Below are 26,459 nucleotides of genomic sequence, written 5' to 3'. Positions count from 1 at the left end.
GCGCCCTAAAAATATGATTTAAAGATTGAGCTCTTCTTGTTGTGGCGGCAAGGCCTTTTCAAGGGCCAATAGCCATTTTTTGGTTTGCAGGCCTCCGTCACCGGAATAGCCTCCCATTTCTCGTCCTGCAGCCAACACACGGTGGCAGGGGATTAGGATGGGAATGGGATTATGTCCGCAAGCATTCCCGACGGCTTGTGCAGAGCTATCGAGTTCTTCGGCGAGCTCTCCATAGGATTTGGTCGACCCACCGGGAATTTTCAACATAGCTGCGCAGACCGCCTTCTGAAAAGGGGTTCCGGGGGGATTGAAGGGAAGATCGAAATCCACGCGATTGCCATCGAAATAGTCATTTAGTTGTTCGATAGCTTCCCTCAGCAAGGGTGTTTCGCTTTGCCATTCCGCAGGGATCCAACCCCAATCCAGGGAAATGATCTCGCCGTCCTCTTCAGTAATTGTGAGATCCCCAACAGGGCTATGCATGGAAAGCTGAGCCATTTGTTTAATTCCCTTTCAGGATATTACTGAGATCAACAGGCGTTGTTGCCGGGAGTGAGCATACTGGACCTGTACAGACATATGCGGCAGGCTTTCCATCAATTCGAGTTTTCCCTTTGGCTGGATGGTCAAAAGGCAGGTTCTCTGTATCTGGAATGATATTGAGAACTTTTGCCGGCAGACTGAAATTTCGAATTTCTTTAAGTAAATCTTGGACTTCAGCTTCTTCACGTCCTCCAACAATAATGATTTGCTTCCCTTCGACGAGGGTTTCAAAATTATTGAGGAAAGTGGCAAGTGGGAAGAAATTCCGTCCAAGTTGAATGGAAAACGCGCGAACAATGTCGGTCGCCTTTTCAAAATAAGCCCGTTCGCCTGTCAGGTAATGGAGTTTGGCAAGAACTTCTAGGATTGTTCCATTGCCAGAGGGAACAGCATTATCAAATGCGGACTTGGCTCTGATAATCAAATCGGAGGCATCATCTGCTGTTTGGTAATAACCACCTTCTTTATCATCCCAGAAATGAGTGTTGAGCACTTCAACCCAGGTGATGGCCCGCTCCATATAAAAGGTTTTACCCGTAATCTCAAATAGGGTGAGGGCGGCTCGCGCCATATTGGTGTAATCTTCCAGCATGCCGGTATGCTTGGCTTGGCCCAAGCGGTAACTATGAAAAAGGCGTCCATCATCGTTCATGCTGGTTGTGGTGATGGCGGTAAAGGCGTTTTCAGCCTGTTCCACCCAGCGAACTTCAGAAAAATAATCCCCAGCCTTGGCAAGGGTTGCTATCATTAACCCATTCCAATCTGTCAGGATTTTGGTATCAAGTCCTGGCGCAATCCGGGTTTTCCGGACTTCAAACAATTTTTCTCGCAAAGGCAGCAGTGCGGCTTCAGTCTCTGGGTCCATATAGGTGGGATAGTGAAGCCGGTGAAGAATGTTCTTGCCTTCCCAATTTCCTTCAGCCTCAATCCCATAGATTTCTGCAAACTGGGCCGCTTGATCCCCAAGGATTTCAGTGATTTCCTCTAGATCCCAGACATAAAACTTTCCTTCAACACCTTCACTGTCGGCATCGATGGTGGCACTGAAAGCCCCATTTTCTCCGATCATTTCTCGAATTAGCCAATCAGCAGTCTCATAGATACGCTCTTTAAACAGATCGCTCTTCGTTTCCTGATGAACCAGAAGCATCAGATCCAGGATTAATGCATTGTCATAGAGCATCTTCTCAAAATGTGGGACAAGCCACTCCTGATCAGTTGAATAGCGGGCGTAACCACCTCCAAGATGATCGTAAATACCCCCTTGGGACATATGGGTGAGGGCCTTTATGACAATATCAGCAAGGGTCTCATTTTGGGTACGGACATAGCTCCGCCACAGGTTTTCAAGAACATAGGTCTGAGGAAATTTAGGAGCTGAACCTATTCCACCATGCTCTAAGTCAGCTTCATCCGCATATCGGAGCGCTATGCGATCCAGAACCTCAGAATTGAGTTTTGGGCGATCTCCATCCGGTATACTATTTTGATTTTTCAGCGCTTCTTTCAGAATATCGCGGTTTTTGGTGACTTTTTCAGGCTCGTTCTTAAAAATCTCAGAGACAGAATTCAAGACATGGATAAAACCTGGCCGTCCATAAGCACTTTCCTTTGGAAAATAGGTTCCGCCCCAAAAAGGCTCTCCCTTTGAATTAAGGAACATGGTGAGCGGCCAACCGCCTTGCTCTCCAAGAAGGGCGAGGGCAGTCTGATAAATGTTATCAATATCTGGACGCTCTTCTCGGTCCACCTTGATATTGACAAAGAGGTCATTCATTACCGCAGCGACTTCTGGATCCTCAAAACTTTCATGGGCCATGACATGGCACCAGTGACAGGCTGCGTAACCCACACTCAGAAGAATGGGCTTTCCCTCTCGTTTTGCCTGATCCAGGGCTTTGTCTCCCCACGGCTGCCAGTGGACTGGGTTGTCTTTGTGTTGCAGCAAATAGGGGCTTGTTTCCTGATCCAGGACATTTTCCATGGGTTTTCCTATTTATTTTGGGTGAAACACATCCATCTGATTGATCCACCTCAGATTTTCACTTACCTTCAATATCGTTCTCTTGCGGACAATACAAGGAGTCCTGTCCATGAAGGTTAACGTTGATATTGAGTGTACACCAGAGGAAGCAAGGAAATTTTTTGGTCTGCCCGATGTGGAACCCATGCAAAAGGCCGTGATGGATGAGATCCAGAGAAAGATGATGGAAAATATTTCCCGCATGGATCCAGAAAACATGATGAAGACCTGGTTCCCAGCAGGAATGAAGGGATTTGATCAGATGCAAAATATGTTCTGGAATTCCTTTTCGGGTTCGAAAGACAAGTCTGAAGATTAAAAAACGGATCTGATACCTTATGGATACAATTTTTGCACTGGCCAGTGGCCGGGGCCGGGCGGGTGTATCTGTCATCCGGATTTCAGGGCCTTCTGCTTTTACGGCTCTTGAAAAGCTCACCAAAAAAACTCTGCCTGCCATTCGAATGGCATCAGTCAGGGAAATTTGGTCGCTGGATGGATCTTATTTGATCGACGAGGCACTCGTTCTTCTATTTAAGGGGCCGGAAAGCTTCACGGGTGAAGATGTGGTCGAGATCCATCTTCATGGCGGTCCAGCCCTGGTAACTGCCCTTTTTGATAATTTGAGCGGTTTAGAAGACTTTCGCCCAGCTGACCCAGGGGAATTCACCCGTCGTGCATTTGAGAATGGTAAGCTTGACCTGACAGAAGCGGAGGGTATTGGCGATCTTGTCAATGCTGAGACCCATGCCCAGCATCAGCAGGCCCTACGTCAAATGCGGGGTGAACTGGGAGCTATTTACACAGCATGGAGAGAAGAACTCATTCAAAGCCTTGCGCATCTGGAAGCGGACATTGATTTTCCGGATGAGGATCTGCCTGAAGGGGTAGCCAGCGCTATTCGTCCCAAGATTGACCGGCTGAAAGGGGAGATGAAACAGCATCTTGCCGATGGCCATAGGGGTGAAAAAATTCGGGAAGGTCTGGATGTTGTTATTTTGGGCGCTCCGAATATCGGGAAATCCAGTTTATTGAATAAACTGGCGCGAAAAGAAGCGGCTATTGTTTCTGAACAAGCAGGAACAACCCGGGACATTGTGGAAGTTCATTTGGACCTAGCTGGATATCCTGTGACAATAGCTGATACCGCAGGTATTCGTGATGCTACTGATTTGGTGGAGCGTGAAGGCGTGCGCCGTGCCCGTGCTCGTGCTGAAGCGGCGGATATTCTGATTTTCATGACAGAGGCCGCAATGGGATCTGATGCACCGGTTGAATTTTCCGATCTGATGACAGATGAAAGTTACCGGATTTACAATAAGGCAGATCTGGGGGCTCAAAAACCGGGACCTACGGATCACCCTCGCCATTTTTATTTATCCGTGAAGACCGAGGAGGGATTAGATCTCTTCCTTCAGCAACTGGAAGAAGATGTGGTTAACCGCTTGGATGTTTCGGGGGCACCATCTTTAACACGTCTTCGTCATCGTCAGTCACTTGAAGACTGTATTGAGGCTCTGGATCGTTTTGACCAGGCGCCTGATCCGGAGTTGGCGGCGGAGGATGTGCGACTTGCGGTTCGGGCGCTGGGTAGAATCACGGGACGGGTTGATGTGGAAGATATTCTGGACGTGGTTTTTGGGGATTTTTGTATTGGAAAATAGGGGTTTTTTATTCTGTTTCACGTGAAACAGTGACCAATTCTTTATCCCTCCCATTATTGTTTTGACATTTGAATTTCTATTCCTAAATTGGCGCTCATGACTGTATATGACGTAATTGTAATTGGGGGTGGACATGCTGGCTGTGAGGCCGCTGCCGCTTCTGCCCGTATGGGGGCAAATACCCTTTTACTGACCCACAAGCTTGATACCATTGGTGCCATGTCCTGTAACCCTGCGATCGGAGGTTTGGGCAAGGGTCACCTTGTGCGTGAAATTGATGCGCTTGATGGGGTTATGGGCCGGGTCGCTGATGCTGCCGGTATTCAATTTCGTCTGCTTAATCGTCGGAAGGGTCCAGCCGTTCGCGGTCCCCGGGCACAATCAGATCGGAAGCTTTACAAAGCCGCTATGCAAGATGCTCTTAATGGGCAGGATAACTTGACGATCAAGGCTGCGGCTGTTGAGGATCTTATTGTCGAAAATGGAGAAGTTCTGGGGGCGATTACGGCTGATGGAACCGAAATCCGCTCAGGTAAAGTTATCCTCACCACTGGTACCTTCCTTCGGGGTCTGATCCATATGGGTGAGAAAAAGATCCCGGCAGGCCGGATAGGTGATGATCCGTCAAATGGACTATCGGTGACACTTGAGCGGGCTGGATTTGAACTGGGTCGGTTGAAAACAGGGACACCCGCACGACTGGATGGGAAAACTATCAATTGGTCCGTTCTGGAAGAACAGCCGGGGGATGATGAACCAGTTCCATTTTCTTTCCTGACGAAGGAAATTACGACCCCTCAGATTTGTTGTCATATCACTTACACGACGGAAAAAACCCATCAGGTTATCCGTGATAATCTACATCGGGCGCCGATGTATTCAGGTGAGATTACAGGAACGGGTCCGCGCTATTGTCCTTCAATTGAAGACAAAGTTGTACGCTTTGCGGATAAGTCTAGTCACCAGATTTTTCTGGAGCCAGAAGGGCTGGATGTGGATACGATTTATCCGAATGGTATGTCCACATCCTTACCGGCTGATGTTCAGGTCGCATTCCTCCGTTCAATTCCCGGATTGGAAAAAGTTGAATTTTATCAGGCTGGTTACGCCATTGAGTATGACTTTGTTGACCCACGTGAACTGCGTCATACGCTGGAAACCCGGCGTCTGAAAAACCTTTATCTAGCGGGACAGATAAACGGAACGACCGGCTATGAAGAGGCGGCCGCACAAGGTCTGTTGGCGGGGATCAACGCAGCCCGTGCTGCTGGTGGTGATGGGGCCTTTATCCTGGATCGGGCAGATGCCTATATGGGGGTCATGATTGATGACTTGGTGACCCGTGGCACGCAGGAGCCTTATCGGATGTTTACCTCCCGGGCTGAATATCGTCTCGTCCTCAGGGCAGATAATGCTGATAGTCGGCTGACAAATCTGGGTTTAGAAATCGGCTGTGTTGGCTTGGATCGCAAAAGAGCCTTCGAAGCTAAACAGGCTGATTTGGCAAAAGCTAAAACTCTGTTCGGAGATCTAACGCTGACACCGAATGAGGCCCGTGCGAAAGGGCTCAATGTTAATCAGGATGGTGTGAGAAGATCTGCTTCTGATTTGCTTGCCTATCCGGATATTGATCTTGAAATGATCGCTGAGATTTGGCCAGAGACTACGCAGTTTGATAAAACCATATTGGAGCAGGTTGCAATCGATGCTCAGTATAAGGGGTATCTGGACCGACAGAAGGCTGACATTCGGGAATTCCGAAAGGATGAAGCCCTGATCCTGCCAACCAATCTGGACTATGATAAAATCGGTGGGCTGTCATCAGAGGTTCGTCAGAAGCTAAAAGACACCCGACCAGACACTTTAGGTCAGGCGGCCCGAATTTCAGGTGTCACCCCTGCAGCTCTTACGGCCTTGTTGTCCTACGTCAAACGGGGCGACCATCGGAAAATCGCTGGATAACTACTAAACATGTCTAAACAGGAATTCCAACAGTTGACTGGTGTTTCACGTGAAACACTGGAAAAACTGGAAACCTATGTTGCGCTTCTGAACAAGTGGCAGAAGGCGATCAACTTGGTCAGTAAATCTACACTTCCCGATGTTTGGATCCGACATATTCTGGATAGCTATCAGGTTATTCAATACGGACCCAAAGAAAAATCCATCTGGGTGGATTTGGGAAGTGGGGCTGGGTTTCCAGCATTAGTGGTAGCCATGGCAACAGATCACGATGTTCATGTCATTGAAAGTGATCTTCGGAAGTGTCAATTCATGCGTGAAGTTTCACGTGAAACATCCACGCCAATTACAGTTCATACCAAAAGAATTGAGGCAATTGAGCCGTTTAAGGCTAATGTTATCTCTGCTAGAGCGCTTGCCTCACTCGAAAAACTGCTAGATCTGGGTCATAAATTTGCGACCGAAAAAACAACATTTTTGTTTTTAAAGGGACAAGATGTAGATGCGGAATTGACCAATGCCGCAAAATGTTGGAATATGGACGCTGTTAAACACTCCAGTTTATCCAGTTCTGAGGGCTGCGTTCTGCAATTGAGGAATGTCCGCCCGCTTTAGCACAGGGGGCGAGTATGGAAGAACTTCGCATCGTTGGATCCTCAAGAATTCTGGCAATTGCCAATCAGAAGGGCGGGGTTGGTAAAACAACAACTGCTATCAATCTGGCAACAGCCTTGGCAGCGGTTGGAAAAACCGTCCTGATCATTGATATTGATCCGCAGGGAAATGCCAGCACGGGCCTTGGTATTGATCGTCATGCGCGAGAGAAAAACGTTTACGACGTGATCATGGGCGATATTCCTATGAAAACGGCTATTTGTAAGAGCGTCATCCCCAACCTGGACCTGGTTCCTTCGACCGCAGATCTGACAGGGGCGGAACTGGAACTGATTGAGATGCCACATCGCAGCCACCGTCTAACGATGGCTCTGCAGGCTGTTAAATCGGATTATGACTATATCCTGATCGATTGTCCGCCCTCCTTGAACCTTCTAACACTTAATGCCTTGGTTGCGGTACAGTCCGTCATTGTTCCACTGCAATGCGAATTTTTCGCGTTGGAAGGTTTGAGCCTGTTGATGAAGACAATAGAGCGCGTCAAATCTACCCTTAATCCAGAGCTTGAAATTCAAGGCGTGGTCTTGACCATGTTCGATAAACGCAACAGATTATCTGATCAGGTGGCCCAGGATGTTCGCGATTATCTGGGAGATAAGGTCTATCAGACTGTTATTCCCCGAAATGTGAGGGTTTCTGAGGCTCCAAGTCATGGAAAGCCAGCCTTGATCTACGATCACAGATGCGCTGGTAGCCAGGCTTATATCAAACTGGCCAGTGAAGTGATAAAACGGGAAAAAAGTCAGTTCGCTGCTTGATAAATGGATCGAATTTTCATGTCTGAAGATGCAGGAAAAAAGAAATTGGGACGCGGTTTATCGGCTCTGCTAGGCGATGATGTCGCTGCAGATTACACTGAACTGGATAAAATCAGGACTTCTAAGGAAGTTCCGGTCGAACAGCTTCATCCGAGCCCGTTTCAGCCCCGCCAGCTTTGGGATCAGGAAGCGCTGGAGAGCCTGGCGGATTCGATAGCTGAAAAAGGGATGTTACAGCCCATTTTGGTGCGGCGGGACCCGAGCGGTAATGGAACTTTTGAAATTATTGCTGGTGAACGACGCTGGCGTGCAGCGCAAATCGCTCAGCTTCATGAAGTTCCGGTTATTATCAAGGATCTTAGCGATTCCGACAGTATGGAAATCGCGATCATTGAGAATATCCAGCGTGAAGACCTGTCTTCTATCGAAGAGGCAGAAGGATATAAGCGTTTGATCGATGAATATGGCTATACTCAAGATCAAATGGCCAAACATCTCGGTAAGAGCCGATCACATATTGCCAATACGATGCGTCTTCTTTCATTGCCAGCCAGCGTTCAGGAGATGGTCAATCAAAAAGAACTCAGCGCAGGTGCTGCCCGTTCCATTTTAATGGCTGATAATCCAGAGGCATTGGCCCGGAAAGTTATTCAGGAAGGGTTATCTGTTCGTGAAATTGAGAAAATCGTCAGTAAAAAACCCTCAAATAGAGCGAGCTCACCGTCCCGGAGTACGAAAGATCAAGATACGCTCGCTCTAGAAGGGGATTTATCTGCTGCAATTGGCATGAGAGTTTCCATTTCTCATAAGCAAAGTGGTGTCGGTCAGATCACAATTGCTTACGATCATCTCGATCAGCTTGATGATATATGTCGAAGACTTACCCGTAATACGGTAAATGAACTTTATGAGGAGGATGAGTTTGATGAGGATCCATCTTCCGCTCTAGATGAGGATTTTCATTAATTTTCAAATAGTTACCGATTTCTATTTGCCATAGATACCCGCATTAAGGCGCGTCTGCATAAAGTTTCTGCTGGTGCGCCTGTTTTTTTACATTCTATTTCTGCTTGTAGAATGATTTCAAGGCATTTGGCAAAATGCAGACTGGGCCGGTTTCCAATTTGGCTTTGTGCCTTATTCTGATTGAAAGGTGCAATCCCAGCTTTTTTGACAGCAATATTAAGCGGGTTTCCCTTTTCCTTTAGGGCAGCTGCCTTATGAAGCTGTTTTATCTGCCCCTGCAGCAAACGAAGGAAAGTAATTGGGGACTCGCCTGCAAAAAAAGCTTTATCGATTGATTTCTCCAGCCCGGCCAGATTCCCAAGGAGGGTGGCATCCAGAACGTCGAAGACGCTCTCAGCAGAACTATCTCCGATAACCTGGCGGACTTCTTCAAGGAGTAGGGGGGTTTTATCCTTCCCTTTATAGAGAACAAGCTTGTCCAATTCCTGACGGGATATGGCACGATCGTTCCCAAGGGAGGACCTCAAATATTCCTGAACGTCTGGCGAAGCAGTAATTTGCGCTTTTCCAAGAACCTCGGTGATAAGACTGCCAATGTCCTGTGCTCGGTCATGGTAGCAGGCCATAGTGACCCCAAATTTAAGGGCCCCTATTGATTTAACGAGTGCTGCCGTTTTCTTTAAATCTCCGGCCTCGATGATAAAGAGGGTATTGGAAAAATCGGCATCCAATGTGGCCTGGATCATTTTGGCATGGGTATTTGAGACAGCCCGCAGACGGACGACCCGCTCCCCGCCCATCATGGAAATTGCCTCTATTTCGTCGCGAATTCGGGCTGGATCACCTTCCAATTGAGTGGCATCAAGCTCACTGTAGGCAAAGGGATCATCAAGACTGTCAAGAACGGTAAGCGCAATCTTCTTGCCGCTTTCTCTTACCAACCCATCGTCCTGTCCGTAGAAAAGAAAAACCCGAAGAGACTTGTCTGGGGACTTCAAAAAGCTGTTCAGTTGACCAGTTTTGAATTCCATCTCATCTTACCGGGACAGGAATACAGACAACTGGCGGTGGATTTCTTCGGCGACAACGATTGCTGAACGCTTCTGCGCATTTTTTTCTGCAGCCAGGTTTGCAAAATCGGAATCAACCACATTGTAAGAGGCGACAGATTGTGCACTTCCTTTATAGACAGCTGTTTTCCCGGAAGAATCGAGGAGGGTGTACTGTCCGATGAGGGTAAGGTTATAACGGTTTGTCGAGTCAGACTTGTCAATCGCTAGACCTTGCTTTACCTCACGTAATTTAACCTTCAGCTGGTAAAGTGAGCGGCTTGGCAACCCTTTGGGGCTGACGCGATCGAGAAGTTCATTGCGAACAATTTGACCCACCCTGCCTTCTATGGGAAGTACATAAGTTTGATCGAGTGCAGCTGTGACTTTGGCATTTTGCGTTTGCCGACCGTACAAGGGCTGAAAGCCGCAAGCTGCAACCGAAAGGAGTATTACAAAGAGTATCGCAAGTCTAGATAACAATGTTTACAATCCGGTTTGGAACCACAATGACTTTACGGATTTGGTTATCGCCGATAGCGCGTTGAACCGACTCAATTTCAAGTGCGAGTGCTTCCACCTTATCCTTGTCTTCGTCTTTGGCAACCTCAAGAGTACCCCTTAGCTTACCTTTGACCTGAACAGCTACTGTAACCGTATCGTCGACCGTCAGCTCTGGAATTGCCGTTGGCCAGGTTGTGTCAGCCAATAAGGTTGAATGACCCAGGATTTCCCAAAGTTCTTCTGCCAAATGGGGCATCATTGGTCCAACCATGGACACCATGACTTCCATAGCCTCTCTCAATGCCCAGGCACCGCCTTCATCAGAGGGAACAAATTCAGCGAGAGCTTTCATATACTCATAAATTCTGGCGATCGCTGTATTGAAGTGAAGCTTTTCAATACTGTCTGTCACGAGACTCAATGTTTTATGGGTCTCTTTACGGAGGGTAAGCGCATCACCGTCGATAGTTGATGGGGCTTCGCTTCCAACCGGAGCAGCTTTATCAAGATTTTCTGTAACAAAGCGATAAAGACGCTGTTTGAAGCGCCAGGCGCCTGTTGCACCAGCATCAGTCCATTCCATATCCCGATCAGGCGGGCTGTCTGATAGAACAAACCAGCGGGCCGCATCCGCACCGAATTTGTCGATAATTTCCGCAGGGTCGACAACGTTTTTCTTGGATTTGGACATCTTTTCGACGCCGCCAACGGTTACTTTTTCGCCTGTTTCCACATGAACAAACTCACCAGCATCGTTGGTCACAACATCCTGAGGGAAAAGCCATTCACCAGATGCGCTTCGATAGGTTTCATGTGTCACCATGCCTTGCGTAAAGAGACCAGCGAACGGCTCTGCCAGGTCAATAGCGCCAGTTTCTGTCATCGCGCGGGTGAAGAAGCGGGAATAGAGCAAATGAAGGATCGCATGCTCGATACCGCCAATATACTGATCCACCGGTAGCCAGTAATCTACATCCTCCCGATTAACTGGATCCTCATCCCGAGGAGCACAGAAGCGGGCAAAGTACCAGGAGCTGTCAACAAAGGTGTCCATAGTGTCTGTCTCACGTGTTGCGTCTGCGCCGCAAGACGGACAGGATGTTTGTTTCCAGGTAGGATGATGATCCAGCGGGTTCCCCGGCTTATCGAAGGTAACGTCCTCAGGCAGCTCAACTGGAAGGTTCTCTGCCTTTTCTGGAACAGTGCCGCAAGAGGGGCAATGGACAACCGGAATTGGGCAGCCCCAATAGCGCTGACGGGAAATTCCCCAGTCTCGAAGACGGTAATTAATCGTTTCGGATCCGATATCATCTTCAGAAAGTTTTGAAATTGCAGCTTTCTTGGCGGCCTCAACATCCAACCCATTGAGGAATTCCGAATTGATGATCTCACCAGGCCCAATATAGGGCTCATTGCTTAGCGGGCCGGTTTCCCCATCAGGGCCGGCAACTACTCGGGTGATATCGAGACCATATTTTGTAGCGAACTCATAGTCGCGCTGGTCATGGCCAGGACAGCCGAAAATGGCGCCAGTTCCGTAATCCATCAAGACAAAGTTGGCCACATAGATGGGTAAGGTTTTGCCGGGAATGAAAGGATGATCTGTTGTCAGACCCGTATCAACGCCTTTTTTCTCAGCTTTTTCGATCGCTTCTTCGCTAGTCCCCATGCGGTGACATTCTGCGACAAATTCCGCGATCGCTGGATTTTCTTTCGCCAGTTCCTGAGTCAATGGGTGGTCAGCTGCAACGGCCATGAAGCTGGCACCAAAAAGGGTGTCTGGGCGCGTTGTGTAAATTTCAAGTGCATCATCCCGATCTGTGATCTTGAAATTGATGCGGGCACCTGAGGATTTGCCAATCCAGTTTTCCTGCATTAGGCGAACACGCTCAGGCCAACGATCGAGGGTTTTCAGGCTTTCCAGCAATTCTTCACTATAGTCAGAAATGCGGAACATCCATTGATTTAATTTGCGTTTTTCAACTAAGGCGCCAGAGCGCCACCCTCGACCATCGATAACCTGCTCATTGGCAAGAACTGTCATATCGACAGGATCCCAATTGACCCAGCTTTCTTTTCGATAAACCAAACCTTTGTCCAGAAAATCCAAGAAGAGTTTCTGTTGTTTGCCATAATAGCCTGGATGACAGGTCGCAAGCTCTTTGCTCCAATCCAGGGAAAGACCCATAGATTTCAGCTCTCTTCGCATGTTTGCGATATTGGCATAAGTCCATTCTGCTGGATGGATCTTCTTATCCCGCGCTGCATTTTCAGCCGGAAGGCCAAATGCGTCCCAACCCATCGGATGAAGAACATTAAATCCGCGCGCTCGTTTAAAGCGGGCAACAACATCACCCATGGTATAATTTCGGACATGTCCGATATGAATATTGCCAGACGGATATGGGAACATCTCCAGCACGTAATATTTGGGCCGAGATTTATCTGTTTCAGATTTGAAGGTCTGTTTGGTTTCCCAGGTTGATTGCCATTTGGCTTCAACCTCTTTCGCATTGTACCGGGACATCTGTATTATCGGGTCCGTATCTCTATTTATACTGTCTCTATAATTCTGAGGATTTAACTCAGCTGAAAAGGAATGTTTATTCGCCTTCGCGAGTGATCCGAAGTTCGCGCGCACGCCGAAGAATTGCATTTTCCAGGTTTGTGATTGTTTTGGGGGTGAGCTCTACCGGGACCCAGTTATTAGTGCTGTCAAGATTTTGCTTGAACGCAGAAACTCTGATCCCATCAGCACGAAGCCGGCGATCCAGAATATAAACGGTCACTTTAAAACGTTCTCCTGGAGACTCAGCGGGTGTGTACCAGTCTGTGATAATCACACCGCCAAACGGATCCGCGGAACTTAAAGGCATAAAGGAGAGTGTATCGAGAGATGCCCGCCACAAATACCCATTTACGCCAATACCACTTCCACCTTGGTTTTCTTCAAGTGATTTTCCACCACCGAGAATCCCACCCTCTCCGAAAATGGTTTCACGTTCTTTCGGGCGACCTGCGGGAAAAACCTGACCAGAAGCACCAGATTCAGGAAAGGATGAATCCGTACCTAGATTACTGCTGCAGCTGGAAAGCAGAAAAAGGCTTAAAAACCCGAAAGCTGCAAATTTAAAACTGCATTTCTGCGTCTTCGATTTCATTATGGTCGGATCCCTCGTTTCCTTCGTTTAATCCAAATTTGGAAGCCGGTCATTTTGTGGCCCCAAAAATCAATGGATTCAAAAGCTGCGCCAGTCTAAAGCAGGTTATAGGCAACGACAATAACCGAAAGAGCGACTTTTCGTTGTTTTTCCAAATTTTGGCCACATAACACAAAATATAGGTGCTTTTCAGCTCAGAAACACATTCTTTAGAGGTTTTGACTAAAAACTATCGATTAAGGACCCCCTTTCTGGTTCGCACTTTGTGACTTTTTCAGCACAGTTCATCCAAAACAGGAAAAACCCAGAAGGTCCATTGCTTGACCGTTCGGGGGTTAAAGTCTTTTATTTCACTTGGCTAACAAGGCCACCGTGCCTTGCGTCGTTTATTTCAAACTTTATTTTCTCTAGCTTTCATGAGCAGAGGGGAGACAAAATGAAAAAAGTAATCTTGGGCACAACAGCTTTGGTAGCTGCTAGTGCACTCACAGCAGGCACAGCTTCTGCTGCTGAAAAAATCAAACTCGGCCTCGGTGGTTACCTGCAGACTTCATTCGTAGTTGCTGACTACGATGATGGCGATCAGCTGCCAACAGACATCCGTCACGAAGGCGAAGTCTTCTTCATGGGTTCAACAACTCTGGACAACGGCCTGACTTTCGGTGTCAACGTTCAGTTGGAAGCTCGTGCAACAGGCGACCAGGTTGACGAAACTTACATGTACATCGACGGTTCTTTTGGTCGTGTTCTGGTTGGTTCTGAAAACTCAGCTGCTTACCTGATGCATTATGCATCACCATCACCAGTTCCAGCTTGGGGCTTGGTATCTCCTAACGCTGATGCATCTGGCTTGGGCATTAACCCATCCACATACATCAACGACATCAGCGACGCTGACAAAATCACATACTTCACACCACGCTTCTCCGGCTTCCAGCTGGGTGTTTCTTACACTCCAGACTCTGACGAAGAAACAGGTACAGGTGCATCTCCTTACGCAGTCATCAAAGACGAAGGCGCATCTGACGAAGGTTTCTCTATTGCTGCTAACTACACAGGCAAATTCTCAAGCGTTGGTGTAGCAGCTTCTCTCGGTTACGAACTGGTAACAAGCGACACTGCTGAAGATCAGGACGAAATCGCTGGTGGTATCGTTATTGATGTTGCAGGTTTCTCTGTCGGTGCTGCATACAAATTCACAGACAACGACGGTAACGTTGATGACGAAGAACGTCATGACTACAACGTTGGTCTGACTTATGGTCAGGGCCCATGGAAAATCGGCGTACAGTACGCTGGTGTAGATCTTGACGACGCTTCTGACGGACACCTTGACTCAGTAGTAGTCGGTGGTCAGTACGTTCTTGGCCCAGGAATCACTGCATTCGGTGGTGTACAGTTCTGGGATGCAGAAGACGATCTTGAAAGCGCAACTGTTGGTGATGGCGCTACGATCTTCTTCGTAGGTACATCTCTGTCCTTCTAATCTTAGAAGTACAAGTTGAGACTTTGAGGGGTGGCGATTTCGCCGCCCCTTTTTTATTGAAGCAGTGCCGGCTTTTCCCTTAAGTTGTCCAGGTTCAAAGGGAGAGTTTTATGGGTGGTATCATCTGGCTGGCATCGTATCCGAAATCAGGAAATACTTGGGTTCGGTCTTTTTTGCAGAACCTGATTTTAAACCCAGCAAAATCTGTCCATATCAACGAGCTATCTCAGTTTGCCTATGGGGATGGCCAGAAATATTGGTATGAACAGGCTGCTGGCGGAAAGCTTGATGGACTTAGTCCCGAAGAGGTCATGAAGTTGACCCCGAAAGCTCATCATTTGATGACCCGCTCCAGACCTCAATCCGTATTCGTTAAAACCCACAACTTTCTCGGTAAAAATTGGGATGTGCCTTTTATTACAGCCGAAGAAACGGCGGGCGCGATCCATATTGTGCGAAATCCGTTAGATGTATCCATCAGCCTTGCACATCATTTCGGCTTCTCGATCGATGAAGCCATTGATTTCATGAACAACCCAGACGCACAAACCCCGGAAGATGACTATAAACTAGCGCAAGTTTATGGAACCTGGTCCAGCCATGTGGCCAGTTGGGAGAAGTTCAATCCCCAGTATCTGCACCGTATGCGATACGAAGATATGCTTTTTAAACCTGGGGCGACATTTTCAAAACTGGCAAAATTTTTGGGCATAAACCCCCCAAAAAATATTCTCGCCAAGGCCATTAAGAACTCCTCCTTCAAGTCTCTAAAAGAGCAGGAGAAAAAGGATGGCTTTATAGAAAGATCTGATAAGGCAGAGAGTTTTTTTAGGTCTGGCAAGGCGGGTGGCTGGCGGCAGGAATTGACAGAGGAGCAGGTCAAGCGTGTTGTCGATGTGCACGGAGAGAAAATGGCAGAATATGGCTACTTAAAGGGGGTTAAAGTCTAGATGCCTTCGATTGTTTGGATTGCATCCTATCCAAAATCCGGGAATACCTGGGTTCGGATGCTATTAAATAACTATTTTCTCGGCGGAGAAAACCGACAGGATCTAAATAGTCTGGATTTGTCTACTTTTGGAGGTTCTAGCAAATCTTCATACCGGGCCGTGACTGACGAAGATGTGGATAAACTGACTGATCCAGACATTATGAAGCTGACCCCAAAAGCCCATGCTTTTATTGCGTCCAGAGGGGCAGGGCTGAAGTTTGTAAAAACTCATAACCTTTTGAATACATTGCACGGGGTGCCACTCATCACGCCTGAAGTCACGAGATCAGCGTTTTACATTCTCCGAAATCCACTGGATACCGTAATTTCTGTAGCCGATCATTTCGGGCTCTCTCTTGATCAGGCTATAGAGTTTATGAATAACCAAAGTGGAAGTACTGCACCTAACGAGACTATGGTCCGGCAAGTCTTTAGCTCCTGGGCTAATAACATCGCGAGTTGGACGCAGCGTCCTCCTTTTCCGGTTTGGGTAATTCGGTATGAAGATCTTCATGCCGATCCTACCAAAACCATGGGCAATGCACTGAAATTTCTAGGCGTAAATCTCGATGAGAAAATGCTTCAAAGAGCCATTCGTCAGTCATCTTTTAAGTCATTAAAGGCTATGGAAAAGAAAGATGGATTTGCGGAAAGGTCGCAACATAGCAAAAGCTTCTTCCGAAGCGGTAAAACTGGACAATGGCGATCCAAGCTGACTTCTGAACAAGTCGATCGTATCATTTCGACCAACCGTCCCTTGATGCAGCATTTTGGTTATTTACCAGAAGGCTACTAACTTTCCTCAAAAAGTGAAATCGCTCCAAAGCCCTTAAAGCCAGCCAGTTTTAGGCGTTTAAGCTTATTTGCTGTCACGCCGCCAAGTCCATAAACTGGCATATTTTTCAATAAGTTAATTGATGTTGAAGCCTTAATTGGAGACAGGGTTCGTGCGCCCGGGTGGCTCTTGGTGGGAAATAGGGGGGAGAGGAAAGCAAGATCAGCGCCGAGCCTCTCGGCTGTCAGGAGGGACCGCCTATTATGACAGGCGACACTGATGAGAAGGCCATGATAACGATGCTTTAGGAGCGGAATCCTTGGGATCATATACTCTGGTAAATGCACGCCGTCAGCTCCCATCAGATAGGCTACGGCTGCATCTTTTGCGATGAAGCATGGTAATTGTCTTCTTGCACATTGGTTTAGGATGACTGCTGCTAGCTCTTTTCTTTTTGGATGGTCGTAGTGGCGAAAAATCACACCTGTATCACTGGGCAAGCGGGCGATGACAGAGGGCAGATCCGTGGACCGGTTGTCATCAGTGAAATAGAAAGCACTTGGAAATAATGGGTCTATCGTTTCAGAAGATCGCTGTAAAAACATGAGCTACCTGTTTTTTTTATGTCCATTCTCTGCTATCTGCAGAATGGATCAGCCAATCACGTAGAAAGGTCTCAAATGTCGGACGTTGCCGCTAATCTTCAGGATATCAAGGCCCGGATCAAGAAAAGAGCAGAAAAATGGGGTCAGGACCCGGCTAAAGTCTCTTTAATAGCTGTTTCCAAGCAACAACCTATCGAGCGCGTCATTGAGGCGCTGGAAGCAGGACATCGAGTATTTGGGGAGAACCGAGTTCAGGAAGCACAAGGCAAATGGCCAGAGCTTAAAAGGAAATATGAAGGTGTGGAGCTCCACCTGATCGGACCTCTTCAAAGTAATAAGGCGAAAGAGGCTGTAGAGTTGTTTGATGTGATCCAGACCGTTGATCGACCTAAAATTGCCAAAGCCCTTGCTTCAGAAATGGAAAAGCAAGGGAAAAGAGTTCCGGTTTATATTCAGGTCAATATTGGGGCGGAACCTCAGAAATCAGGCATTGCCATTGAGGACACAGACGCTTTTGTTGCTGAATGTCGGGATGTTCATAAACTGGATGTTCAGGGGTTAATGTGTATTCCTCCTGTAGAAGAACAGCCAGCGCCCTATTTTGTTTTGCTTGGCAAGATTGCAGTCCGAAATGGTCTTGAGAAGCTGTCCATGGGTATGAGCAGTGATTATGAATACGCGGTACAGTTTGGCGCTCGCTATGTGAGGGTGGGCACAGGCGTTTTTGGCGCCCGGTCCCCCAGATAATTTTAACTTCAGCCTAAGTGGAGCTGCTTCTGGCTTGCATCCATCCGCGCAACCCTTGTTGATGCCTGACAACTCGACTGACGACGATCAGCGTGACGATCAGGGCGGCAGCCTCAGTAACGGGCGCTGCGTACCAAATTCCAACTTCCCCCATTAAGTGGGGCAGTCCCATGATCATCGGGAGACTAATCAGGTAAATTTTTGTCAGGCTAAGTGTCGCGGCTTTTGGGGCATCTCCAATGGCTTGGAAAAATCCCGGAAACATTAGCAAGGGTCCAAAAAGAACATAAAGAATAGCAAACAGGCTCAGGATTCTGTTTGTTTCTGCAATGACAGCTGGATCCTGTACGAAAATTCCAGCGATTTCTGATGGAAAAACCATAAAGAGGATCTGTAGCGTGGCACAATAGACGAAAGCTATGGTTACTGTCAGGCGAAGACAGCTGTAGGTCCGGTCCCATAATCCTGCCCCATAGTTATTACCGACAATTGCCTGCTGCGCAAGGGTTAGACCTAGAAGCGGCATATAGCCAAAGGTCAAGAGTCTGGTCACAATACCGTAGGCTGCCACAGAGACTTCATACTCTCCGGTATGCCACTGTTGGATTTGATAGATATTTGCGCCGGTAATTATTGATACGCCGACATATGTCAGACTTATCGGTGCGCCAAGCGCAAGAAACTGCCCCCAGTTTAAAGTGAGGTTTTTGAACCCCGTAAATCTGAAGCGAGCCGTATCTTTTCGCGTGTAGAAATAGATTAGGCATATGAGTGATGCGCCGCCCTGGGCAAGGGCTGTACCATAGGCACTGCCGGCCACCCCCATATCCAGCCCGACAATCAGAATGTAGTTGCAGGTGATGTTAAATACGTTCGCCAGAATAGAGATGAGGGCCATCATGCCCACCTTGCCTTGGCAACGCAGGCTGTCTGAAAGCAAAGCAACCAAAAAGAAGAGTGGACTATAGGCGATGGTCAGGCTGAGATAGATATCTCCCATCTCTGCGAGTGGATCGATGCCATTAGCAATCGCCTGAACCAGTTGAAAACCCCATGCCTGATAAAGAAGAATAAGGATCAAGCAGATGAAAAACGAAAGAAGTAAGGCGCTGAGCATTGATTGCTCTCCCAGCTCTTTCTTTCCGGCACCGAAATAACGTGAAAACACACTTGCAAAGCCGCTTGAAACGAGGGTTCCAAGAGCGATAATCATCATGAATAGTGGGAACACCATTGTCACAGCGGAGAGGGCATCAGGGCCTACATATCGGCCAATAAACCACCCATCGACAACTGTGTACAAACCGTTTGTAAAAGTCACCAATATGATTGGCGCGGCTGTTTTCAAAAATAGGGAGGGCAGGGAAGCCGTTAGGTAAGCGTTCTTTTCGGGAAAAGAAGTTGGGTCAGTCATGGAAAACTCACAACTTAGGGGATTGAAATATTAAGTGAGAAATGTGGCCCGCCCGACATTCAAGAAATAGAATAGACCGGCTATCGAAAAAAATGAAAGACTAATTTGGTAAAATCTCAATAAGTGTGTCGGTGCTTACAGTTTTCAGTAATTCCAGTAGATCTGCCTTTGCCAGGGCAACACACCCCTCGGTTCCGCTATACTCTTCAGTGGCAACATGCATGAAAATACAGCTACCTTCTCCAGGAACAGGGGGATTATCATTGTGACCCAGAATGACAACGATGTCGTAGAGATGGTCTTCCCTCGCCATAACCTCATGGCTGCCTGTGAAGGGTAAACTTACTTTACGGTTATATTCTGGAAGTTGTGGGTCATCACACCAGCCATCAGTTTGGGATATTGGATGCAGCGGAAGGTGCGTTTCTGGCGGTTCCGGCAACCGATCCTGGCGGTAGTAGACTGACCGAAGCGGAAAAGTACCAATCGGGCTAGCGTGATCACCTTCCTTCTTAAGGTGCGTTACCCCGGCTTTACCAAGAGCGCAGTCATACCTTTTCTCTCTGAATAAGAGAATACCTTTGTGACCATTGATCGCTTTCACTTGAATATGCATACCCTCAGATGTAAATCTGTTTGCCTAGATTGTCACACTGAAAAGTCCCCATCATGTCAACGAAACCCCAATCTGTCGACTTCCTGGCACTCCTCTCTCTGTCTATAATGTGGAGCTCCAGCTTCTTGTTTATCAAGTTCGCCGTTGATACATTGCCGCCGCAATCAGTGGCCGCGGGCCGGATCCTAATTGCGGCAGTTGTCCTTTATCTGGTTATGCGGATTAGGGGAGCAGAGCTACCTCGGGATCGGCGAAGTTGGCTGTTTTTCATTGCCGTGGGCATTGTCGGTAATGTGTTGCCCTTTAATATGATTAGCTGGGCACAGCTGACAACACCAAGCTCAGTGGCGTCTATCCTAATCGGGACTGCCCCGTTAATCGGTTTTGTATTGGGGCATCTATTGACTGAGGATGAGAAGCTGACCCCAGACCGGGTTTTTGGCGTTCTGGTAGGGTTTATCGGGCTCATTGTGCTGATCGGACCAGAAGCGATTTTGCAGCTTGGAACCAATGCGGTCAGTCAACTTGCTATTGTGGCAGGGGCAACTTGTTATGTAACCGCTGGCTTTATCACACGGGCTATGCCGCCTATGGATTCGTTCGCTCGGGCAGCGGGGGTGCTTTTAGTGGCCAGTATCATAGCTGTTCCAATCGCCATCTATGTAGATGAGCCATGGACACTGACACCCTCAATGGAATCTTTGGGCGCGCTGGTAGTGCTTGGGATATTCCCAACCGCGATTGCAACGATGGTTCTCTACTTCGTGATTATGCGAGTTGGAGCGACTTTTGTCGCGTTGAATAACTACCTGAACCCGGTTTTGGGTGTTCTGTGGGGTGTCTTGTTTGCGGCGGAGATTCCCACCTCGCAAACCTATATGGGGCTCGGCCTAATTCTCGCAGGGATGATTTTTACTCAACTAAAATTATCCCACCTAATCATACGTCCTCAATCTTAGCGAACAGACTGGTTCATATAGGCGTATGGGTTTTGTGAAGCGCTGAGACTTGCTGCGAGATCAACGCCTTTATCATAAGCGCTGGAGGCCTTGTGTCGCGTTACTGGAGTTGCGTCACTGACGATTTCAGGGGCGGTTGATTTTACTGCCTGATTTGGCTGTTCCGTTTTTGGGGTTAAGCCTGGTGCTTTGCCCAAAGAATTCATGAGCTGAGAAATCTGGCTGGCACTTAGTTCAACACCATGCTGGGTCTGAATTTTGTCGATTGTTTTTTGCAAATTTGGAGGCTGTGTTTTCCATTCCAGTCCCATAGCGAGCGTGGGCGCTGGTTTTGCTGTGTCAGGTGTTGCAGCGCTTGTCTGGGTGATGCTTTCAACTTGAGCTGATTGATCAGTATCTTTTTGTGTGGTCACCGGTGTGGATCGCATGGCAGCTGCCATCATCTGGGCTGCGGCTAATTGTTCTGCAGAAGCTTTTTGAACGGTAGGGGCTTGCTCAGCCGCAATATTTTTAGCAGCTTGGGCGTCAACAAGCGGCGATGGCGCAGCTGAAGCCTCGGGCGTTGCCGCAACCTGAACAGTGTCTGTTACCGCGTCATCCGAGAAGAGGGAGGCCACATGTTCCCCAATATCTTTTCCACTCTCCACCTCAACAACTGTGTTTACAACAGAAGATGCGAGACCAATGGCGCCACCAAAAAGGCCACCTCCGATGAGACGAGCTCCAGGTGCAAGTTCATCGCCTGTAATTTCGCGGTAAATAGTTGAAACAACTGGGATATGTTGAAGAGGGTTGATGATATCGAGAAAATCATCAAAGCCAAAACCATCTTTGCCGAAGAAGGAAAACTCTTCACCTTCGCTGGATGCTGATGATGTCGCTTCCGTAACTGAGGCCGATTTTTGCGCGTAAGTATGTTGAGCGCCGCCTTCAATCATGCGGTCCATATAGGCAAATTGGCTTTCGGTTACGGTACTGACTGACATCAAAATTTCTCCTTCGCTAGTAATTAAGCAAAGTCTATGCCAGAAAAGAGTCGCAGATTTCTGCCATTCTCAGATGCTTGGGGGAAAAGATAAAAGCCAGCCCGGCAGAATTTTCCGGAGCCATTAGCCTTTTTGACCTATTCACAAGTTAGAGATAATGGCCACTCTTCTTGCGTTTTGTTGCCAGATAAAGCTCATTATGGGTATTGGAGGGAAATTTATGGGAAACCCGCTCAACGACCTTGATGCCAGAGCGCTCCATCCCTTCGATTTTTTCAGGGTTGTTGGTCATAAGGCGAACGCTGTCGAAGCCCATATGCTTTAGCATTTCTGCAGCGGGCCGGAATATCCGTTCATCCGCATCAAAGCCGAGCCGTTCGTTGGAGTCGATGGTATCAAATCCATCCCCTTGGAGTTTGTAGGCTCTTAGCTTGTTGATAAGGCCGATCCCGCGCCCTTCCTGAGCCAGATACAGAAGAACACCTGAACCTTGATCGGAAATTGCTTTGATTGCACCGCGAAGTTGCTCTCCGCAGTCACATTTGAGGGATCCCACGAGATCACCTGTAAAACATTCCGAATGTAGACGGGCGAGAACCGGTTCGTGCCGTTTCGGATCACCGATGATTATAGCCAGGTGCTCTATGCCGCCATCAAGCGGACGAAAGGCTTGAATCTTTGTATTCTCGGAAGCTTGCAACGGTACGTTGGCGATAGCGACAGGCTTCAGTTGGCGGGCGGCTTGATCGTCATAGCCAAAGATTTCATCAACAGAGACAGCCAGAAGGTCTGCTTCTGCCTTTAATGTTTCAACTTTTGCAGGGTCCAGATCCGCGATGAGTACGGAGGGCAGGAGCCGCCCCAATTTTGCTAGCTTGATACCTGCCTTGGCCGTGTTAGGAGCCATTTCCTTAATCCGGTTAAAAGGCCCCCGAAACGGCTGGTCCAGATCATGTGTCGCATCTGCAAGAGAGCGAAGAAGTTCGGGTTTCATCCAGTCTTCGATGGAGAGCAAAATGGTATCATCACCCGTTGGCATGATATGCAGCACATTCGCCCGATGAGCGGTCAGAGCAAGACGAGCTGGAGTGCCTGCAAGGCTCTCTAAATGCTGGAGGGCACCGGCAAAAACTGTTTCGGTTGAGAGGATAAGAGCAGCGCTTTCATTATCTGTAATGATTACACAAAGAGCCCGCCTAAGATCAGCGAGAGCTCTATCCACATTTCGAAGGCTTTTAGAGGCGTCTGGTAAAGCTGCCGGATTTGTCATGGTTTCAGGTATCAAAGAGTGGTTTTTCTTTGCTTTGTAGCAGTCCTATATCCCTTTTACCAATTGTAAAAGTGTGAATATCACCACATTATAGAATATTAAGCAGCCTTTGTGACGAGATGGGACTGGCTAAACACGACAGCTCGCGTTGGGTAACAAGTCTGTGAGCTTTTGGGGAAAGTCTATCAAAACGACTTGAATATGGATAAATAGGTCAAATCTGTAAGCTGATTACAAGGGCGCTTAATTTGTACTGGGTTGTCTAAACAATCGAGCGTAACGGGAGCATAGGATGTCTGGAACTCGTAAAATTCTGCTGGTGGATGATGACGTAACATTGCGTCAAACACTTGCAGAGCAACTGGATCTCCATGAAGAATTTGAGACAGAACAGGCTGGAACAGCTTCCGAGGGGCTCGAACTCTTGAAGCAGAACCATTTTGATCTTGTGCTGTTGGATGTTGGCTTGCCGGATATGGATGGACGTGAAGCCTGCAAGATTTTGAGACGAAATGGCTCGCGCGCACCGGTCATAATGCTGACCGCACAAGATAGCGATAGTGATCAGATCCTCGGACTGGAATCCGGTGCCAATGATTATGTCTCAAAACCGTTTCGGATTGGGGTTTTGCTGGCCCGGATCCGGGCTCAACTGCGGCAGCATGAGCAGAGTGAAGATGCCGTTTTTGCCATTGGCCCCTACAGTTTTCAGCCGTCAAAGAAACTTCTTCTCAACGAGGATAAGGACGAGAAAATCCGCCTGACAGAGAAGGAAACAAATATCCTGAAATATTTATACCGGGCCGGCCAGAAGGTTGTTTCTCGGGATATCCTGCTGAATGAAGTCTGGGGATATAATGCGGGTGTCACCACGCATACCTTGGAGACCCATATCTATCGGTTACGCCAAAAGATCGAAGAAGACCCATCCTCAGCCGCAATCCTAGTAACTGAAACAGGTGGTTATCGCTTGGCCCCTTAAAATGGGGCTTAGCCGTTGGTTCTAAGGACGGTTCCAGCAAGATAGAGACTGCCAGCAATCAGCAGCCGACAGGGCTTTCGCATCAGGTATGGGATTAAATTGTCGGCGGCATCTTCTACACTGACTGCATATTCACAATCCAGGCCGGCAGCCCGCCCAAGCTCTGCCAGCTTTTTCTCAGGAGTTGAGGCAGGCTCCCCTGGAACTGGAACCATGATGGCCTTTTGCGCAAATTTCTGCATGTGACGCAGGTAATTGAGCTGGTCTTTCGTCTCCAGCATGCCACAGATCAGATAGGTCGGTTTGTCATCTTTTGTTTCCCATTCCAGGAAACACTCAGCAATCCGCTCTGCAGCAGCTTCGTTATGGCCACCATCCAGCCAGATATCGACATTATCTGGCAGCCGTTGAGCCAGATTTCCATGTTCCAGATGCTGCATACGGGCTGGCCAGTAAACGGATTTCAAACCTGCTTCGATATTTGCCGGCGTAACGGGGAAGTCTTTCAACGTCTCCAGCACAGCAAGGGCTGTTCCTGCATTTGGAACCTGATGAGGGCCGTTTAGGCTGGGTAAGCTATAGGTACCGCTATAGCGCTCTCCCTTAAAGGTCCAGTATTCATCGTCGATGCGGTTGGCAGACCAGTCATCTCCAAAAACAGCTGTTGAAACATTCAGCTCAGCAGCTCTTTGCAGAATGGCTGATTTTGCCACCTCGGTTTGGGGTCCGAGAATAAGCGGACTTTCTTTTTTGATGATCCCGGCTTTTTCCCGTGCAATGCCAGCGAGATCACTTCCGAGGAACTGCTCATGGTCATGACTGACCGGGGTAATGGCTGTTGCCGCTGGTTTTTCCACCATATTTGTGGCATCGAGCCTTCCTCCGAGACCGGTTTCCAGGAGAAGGATATCGGCCGGATTTTCGCTGAAAGCCTTGAAGGCTGCCGCTGTGGTAATCTCAAAATAGGTGATGGGATCTTCGCCATTTGCCTCTTCACAGGCGAGAAGCAGGTCTGATAATTTCGCTTCCGGAATAATATTGCCGCCCAAGACAATTCTTTCGGCAAATTTCACCAGATGAGGTGATGTATAGACATGTACCCGATACCCGGCCGCCTCAAGTATGGCTTTCAGGTAGGCAATTAGGGAGCCTTTCCCATTGGTACCGGCCACATGAACAACCGGTGGAAGGCGTTTTTCCGGGTGGTCCAGCTTTTCCAGTATGGAATGCATTCTGTCCAGAGACAGGTCAATTACCTTGGGGTGAAGCGCCATAAGGCGCTTCAGGATCACGTCACTATGCAGTCCCGGCAAACTGGAATACCCTTATTTTTCAGTCTTTATCTCGTCTGCTTTTGCAGGCTCGACTTTTTTGTCCTCTTCAGCAGGCTTTTCAGTGCTTTTTGTTTCGCTTTTTTCAGACTTTTTGGGTTCTTTTAAAGCTTTTGGAATTTCCGGCTGCACGGTTTTCAGCTTATTACTGGTGAGATCGACAATCCGGGCAAGCGTATCTTTCAGTTCATGCCGATGGACAACCATGTCCAGCATGCCTTTTTCTAGCAAAAACTCAGCCCGCTGGAAGCCCTCTGGCAGTTTCTCACGAATGGTTTCCTCAATCACACGGGGGCCAGCAAAACAGATGAGCGCTCCAGGCTCTGAAATCTGGATATCGCCAAGCATCGCATAAGACGCGGTTACGCCGCCAGTTGTTGGATCCGTCAGCACCACGATAAAAGGCAGCTTTGCCTCTTTCAGGCGCTGGATTGCGACAGTTGTTCTGGGCATTTGCATGAGGGACAGAATACCTTCCTGCATGCGAGCGCCACCGGCTGAGGTAAAGAGGATCAGCGGTGCTTTTTGGAGTATCGCCAGTTTGGCGGCTGCAATAATTGCCTCTCCCACTGCCATTCCAAGGGAACCACCCATAAAGTTGAAGTTCTGCACACCAACGACAGCCGTATTGCCTTTGAGCTTACCATGGGCAACAATCATGGCGTCTTTGTCGCCGGTTTTGTTACGAGCGTCCTTCAGTCGGTCGAGATATTTTTTGGAATCGCGGAACTTCAGAGGATCAACCTGCACGTCTGGCAGTTCGATAACGTCGTATTTTCCCCCATCAAATAAAGCTTCAAACCGTTCTTTGGGGCCTAAACGCATGTGATGGTCACAGTGACTGCAGACGCTTTGGTTCTGGGCAAGTTCGCTGTGAAACAGCATCTGGCCACATTCGGGGCATTTTACCCAGAGATTATCAGGCGTATCACTCGATTTCGTCAGATTGCGGATCTTTGGAAGAACTTTATTTGTCAGCCAGTTCATGAATA

25 protein-coding genes are annotated in these 26,459 nt (G+C 48.1%); 12 read left to right on the top strand and 13 right to left on the bottom strand.

What is annotated here, in order from left to right; genetic code table 11:
• Nucleotides 1–18 precede the first annotated feature (18 nt).
• Both HH301_RS03070 and HH301_RS03065 read right to left on the bottom strand, forming a co-directional pair.
• Nucleotides 19–498, bottom strand: a complete 480-nt coding sequence (locus HH301_RS03070; RefSeq protein ID WP_169566601.1) for a methylated-DNA--[protein]-cysteine S-methyltransferase — start codon at nucleotides 496–498, stop codon at nucleotides 19–21.
• Nucleotides 499–502: 4 nt separating this feature from the next.
• On the bottom strand, nucleotides 503–2,527 hold the full coding sequence (locus HH301_RS03065; RefSeq protein WP_169566600.1) for a thioredoxin domain-containing protein: 2,025 nt from the start codon (nucleotides 2,525–2,527) through the stop codon (nucleotides 503–505).
• Nucleotides 2,528–2,636: 109 nt separating this feature from the next.
• On the opposite strand from HH301_RS03065, the gene HH301_RS03060 reads away from it, so the two are divergent.
• From HH301_RS03060 to HH301_RS03035, 6 genes are all read left to right on the top strand, one after another.
• Nucleotides 2,637–2,885, top strand: a complete 249-nt coding sequence (locus tag HH301_RS03060; RefSeq protein WP_169566599.1) for a DUF6489 family protein — start codon at nucleotides 2,637–2,639, stop codon at nucleotides 2,883–2,885.
• A 19-nt stretch (nucleotides 2,886–2,904) separates the two neighbouring features.
• Nucleotides 2,905–4,230 carry a tRNA uridine-5-carboxymethylaminomethyl(34) synthesis GTPase MnmE gene (gene mnmE / locus HH301_RS03055; protein ID WP_169566598.1) on the top strand — a complete coding sequence of 442 codons (1,326 nt, stop codon included), beginning with the start codon at nucleotides 2,905–2,907 and terminating at the stop codon, nucleotides 4,228–4,230.
• Nucleotides 4,231–4,326: 96 nt separating this feature from the next.
• Nucleotides 4,327–6,192 (top strand): tRNA uridine-5-carboxymethylaminomethyl(34) synthesis enzyme MnmG, encoded by a 1,866-nt coding sequence (mnmG, locus tag HH301_RS03050; RefSeq protein WP_169566597.1) that lies wholly within the window; start codon nucleotides 4,327–4,329, stop codon nucleotides 6,190–6,192.
• Between the two features lie 9 nt (nucleotides 6,193–6,201).
• The gene (rsmG, locus tag HH301_RS03045; RefSeq protein WP_169566596.1) at nucleotides 6,202–6,807 is read left to right on the top strand and encodes a 16S rRNA (guanine(527)-N(7))-methyltransferase RsmG; all 606 of its coding nucleotides are present in this window, start codon (nucleotides 6,202–6,204) and stop codon (nucleotides 6,805–6,807) included.
• Between the two features lie 14 nt (nucleotides 6,808–6,821).
• Nucleotides 6,822–7,625 carry a ParA family protein gene (locus HH301_RS03040; RefSeq protein ID WP_169566595.1) on the top strand — a complete coding sequence of 268 codons (804 nt, stop codon included), beginning with the start codon at nucleotides 6,822–6,824 and terminating at the stop codon, nucleotides 7,623–7,625.
• Nucleotides 7,626–7,643: 18 nt separating this feature from the next.
• Nucleotides 7,644–8,591: a ParB/RepB/Spo0J family partition protein gene (locus tag HH301_RS03035; protein WP_169566594.1), complete on the top strand. Its 948-nt coding sequence runs from the start codon at nucleotides 7,644–7,646 to the stop codon at nucleotides 8,589–8,591.
• Between the two features lie 11 nt (nucleotides 8,592–8,602).
• Here the strand turns inward: HH301_RS03035 and holA are convergent, their stop codons facing one another.
• The 4 genes from holA to HH301_RS03015 form a co-directional block, all read right to left on the bottom strand.
• Nucleotides 8,603–9,622, bottom strand: coding sequence for a DNA polymerase III subunit delta (gene holA / locus HH301_RS03030; protein ID WP_169566593.1), 1,020 nt, complete (start codon nucleotides 9,620–9,622; stop codon nucleotides 8,603–8,605).
• A gap of 6 nt (nucleotides 9,623–9,628) precedes the next feature.
• Complete coding sequence (gene lptE, locus HH301_RS03025; RefSeq protein WP_169566592.1) at nucleotides 9,629–10,123, bottom strand: LPS assembly lipoprotein LptE; 495 nt, start codon at nucleotides 10,121–10,123, stop codon at nucleotides 9,629–9,631.
• Nucleotides 10,113–12,671, bottom strand: coding sequence for a leucine--tRNA ligase (gene leuS, locus HH301_RS03020; RefSeq protein WP_169566591.1), 2,559 nt, complete (start codon nucleotides 12,669–12,671; stop codon nucleotides 10,113–10,115). Before leuS ends, lptE begins: the two co-directional genes overlap by 11 nt.
• 76 nt (nucleotides 12,672–12,747) lie before the next feature.
• A complete protein-coding gene (locus HH301_RS03015) occupies nucleotides 12,748–13,305 on the bottom strand; it encodes a DUF3576 domain-containing protein (RefSeq protein WP_169566590.1) in 558 nt (185 codons plus the stop codon).
• Between the two features lie 436 nt (nucleotides 13,306–13,741).
• On the opposite strand from HH301_RS03015, the gene HH301_RS03010 reads away from it, so the two are divergent.
• The 3 genes from HH301_RS03010 (at nucleotide 13,742) to HH301_RS03000 (ending at nucleotide 16,578) form a co-directional block, all read left to right on the top strand.
• Nucleotides 13,742–14,791: a porin gene (locus tag HH301_RS03010; protein WP_169566589.1), complete on the top strand. Its 1,050-nt coding sequence runs from the start codon at nucleotides 13,742–13,744 to the stop codon at nucleotides 14,789–14,791.
• Nucleotides 14,792–14,901: 110 nt separating this feature from the next.
• Nucleotides 14,902–15,741: a sulfotransferase domain-containing protein gene (locus HH301_RS03005; protein WP_169566588.1), complete on the top strand. Its 840-nt coding sequence runs from the start codon at nucleotides 14,902–14,904 to the stop codon at nucleotides 15,739–15,741.
• Nucleotides 15,742–16,578 carry a sulfotransferase domain-containing protein gene (locus HH301_RS03000; RefSeq protein WP_169566587.1) on the top strand — a complete coding sequence of 279 codons (837 nt, stop codon included), beginning with the start codon at nucleotides 15,742–15,744 and terminating at the stop codon, nucleotides 16,576–16,578.
• On the opposite strand, the gene HH301_RS02995 is transcribed toward HH301_RS03000, so the two are convergent.
• Complete coding sequence (locus tag HH301_RS02995; RefSeq protein WP_169566586.1) at nucleotides 16,575–17,162, bottom strand: thiamine phosphate synthase; 588 nt, start codon at nucleotides 17,160–17,162, stop codon at nucleotides 16,575–16,577. The two genes, HH301_RS03000 and HH301_RS02995, sit on opposite strands and share 4 nt — an antisense overlap.
• Nucleotides 17,163–17,237: 75 nt before the next feature.
• Here HH301_RS02995 and HH301_RS02990 point away from each other — a divergent pair, with 75 nt between their 5' ends.
• Nucleotides 17,238–17,909, top strand: coding sequence for a YggS family pyridoxal phosphate-dependent enzyme (locus HH301_RS02990; RefSeq protein WP_169566585.1), 672 nt, complete (start codon nucleotides 17,238–17,240; stop codon nucleotides 17,907–17,909).
• A gap of 13 nt (nucleotides 17,910–17,922) precedes the next feature.
• Here the strand turns inward: HH301_RS02990 and HH301_RS02985 are convergent, their stop codons facing one another.
• The gene (locus HH301_RS02985) at nucleotides 17,923–19,323 is read right to left on the bottom strand and encodes an MATE family efflux transporter (RefSeq protein ID WP_169566584.1); all 1,401 of its coding nucleotides are present in this window, start codon (nucleotides 19,321–19,323) and stop codon (nucleotides 17,923–17,925) included.
• A 100-nt stretch (nucleotides 19,324–19,423) separates the two neighbouring features.
• Nucleotides 19,424–19,939, bottom strand: a complete 516-nt coding sequence (locus HH301_RS02980) for a L,D-transpeptidase family protein (RefSeq protein WP_169566583.1) — start codon at nucleotides 19,937–19,939, stop codon at nucleotides 19,424–19,426.
• A gap of 53 nt (nucleotides 19,940–19,992) precedes the next feature.
• Here HH301_RS02980 and HH301_RS02975 point away from each other — a divergent pair, with 53 nt between their 5' ends.
• A complete protein-coding gene (locus HH301_RS02975) occupies nucleotides 19,993–20,898 on the top strand; it encodes a DMT family transporter (protein WP_169566582.1) in 906 nt (301 codons plus the stop codon).
• On the opposite strand, the gene HH301_RS02970 is transcribed toward HH301_RS02975, so the two are convergent.
• Nucleotides 20,895–21,884, bottom strand: a complete 990-nt coding sequence (locus HH301_RS02970; RefSeq protein ID WP_169566581.1) for a hypothetical protein — start codon at nucleotides 21,882–21,884, stop codon at nucleotides 20,895–20,897. The genes HH301_RS02975 and HH301_RS02970 overlap by 4 nt on opposite strands.
• Nucleotides 21,885–22,032: 148 nt before the next feature.
• Nucleotides 22,033–23,154 carry a GTP cyclohydrolase II gene (gene ribA / locus HH301_RS02965; RefSeq protein ID WP_169566580.1) on the bottom strand — a complete coding sequence of 374 codons (1,122 nt, stop codon included), beginning with the start codon at nucleotides 23,152–23,154 and terminating at the stop codon, nucleotides 22,033–22,035.
• 292 nt (nucleotides 23,155–23,446) lie between these two features.
• Between ribA and HH301_RS02960 the strand changes: the two genes are divergently transcribed.
• The gene (locus HH301_RS02960) at nucleotides 23,447–24,136 is read left to right on the top strand and encodes a response regulator transcription factor (RefSeq protein WP_169566579.1); all 690 of its coding nucleotides are present in this window, start codon (nucleotides 23,447–23,449) and stop codon (nucleotides 24,134–24,136) included.
• 8 nt (nucleotides 24,137–24,144) lie between these two features.
• On the opposite strand, the gene HH301_RS02955 is transcribed toward HH301_RS02960, so the two are convergent.
• On the bottom strand, nucleotides 24,145–25,449 hold the full coding sequence (locus tag HH301_RS02955) for a bifunctional folylpolyglutamate synthase/dihydrofolate synthase (RefSeq protein ID WP_206378138.1): 1,305 nt from the start codon (nucleotides 25,447–25,449) through the stop codon (nucleotides 24,145–24,147).
• 12 nt (nucleotides 25,450–25,461) lie between these two features.
• The gene (accD, locus tag HH301_RS02950) at nucleotides 25,462–26,454 is read right to left on the bottom strand and encodes an acetyl-CoA carboxylase, carboxyltransferase subunit beta (RefSeq protein ID WP_169566578.1); all 993 of its coding nucleotides are present in this window, start codon (nucleotides 26,452–26,454) and stop codon (nucleotides 25,462–25,464) included.
• Nucleotides 26,455–26,459 lie beyond the last annotated feature (5 nt).

The sequence above is a fragment of the Sneathiella limimaris genome (assembly GCF_012932565.1).
In the GTDB taxonomy this organism is placed as follows: Bacteria; Pseudomonadota; Alphaproteobacteria; order Sneathiellales; family Sneathiellaceae; genus Sneathiella; species Sneathiella limimaris.
Note: the sequence above shows the minus strand (reverse complement) of the source record. Positions and strands in the feature narration are given on the sequence as shown.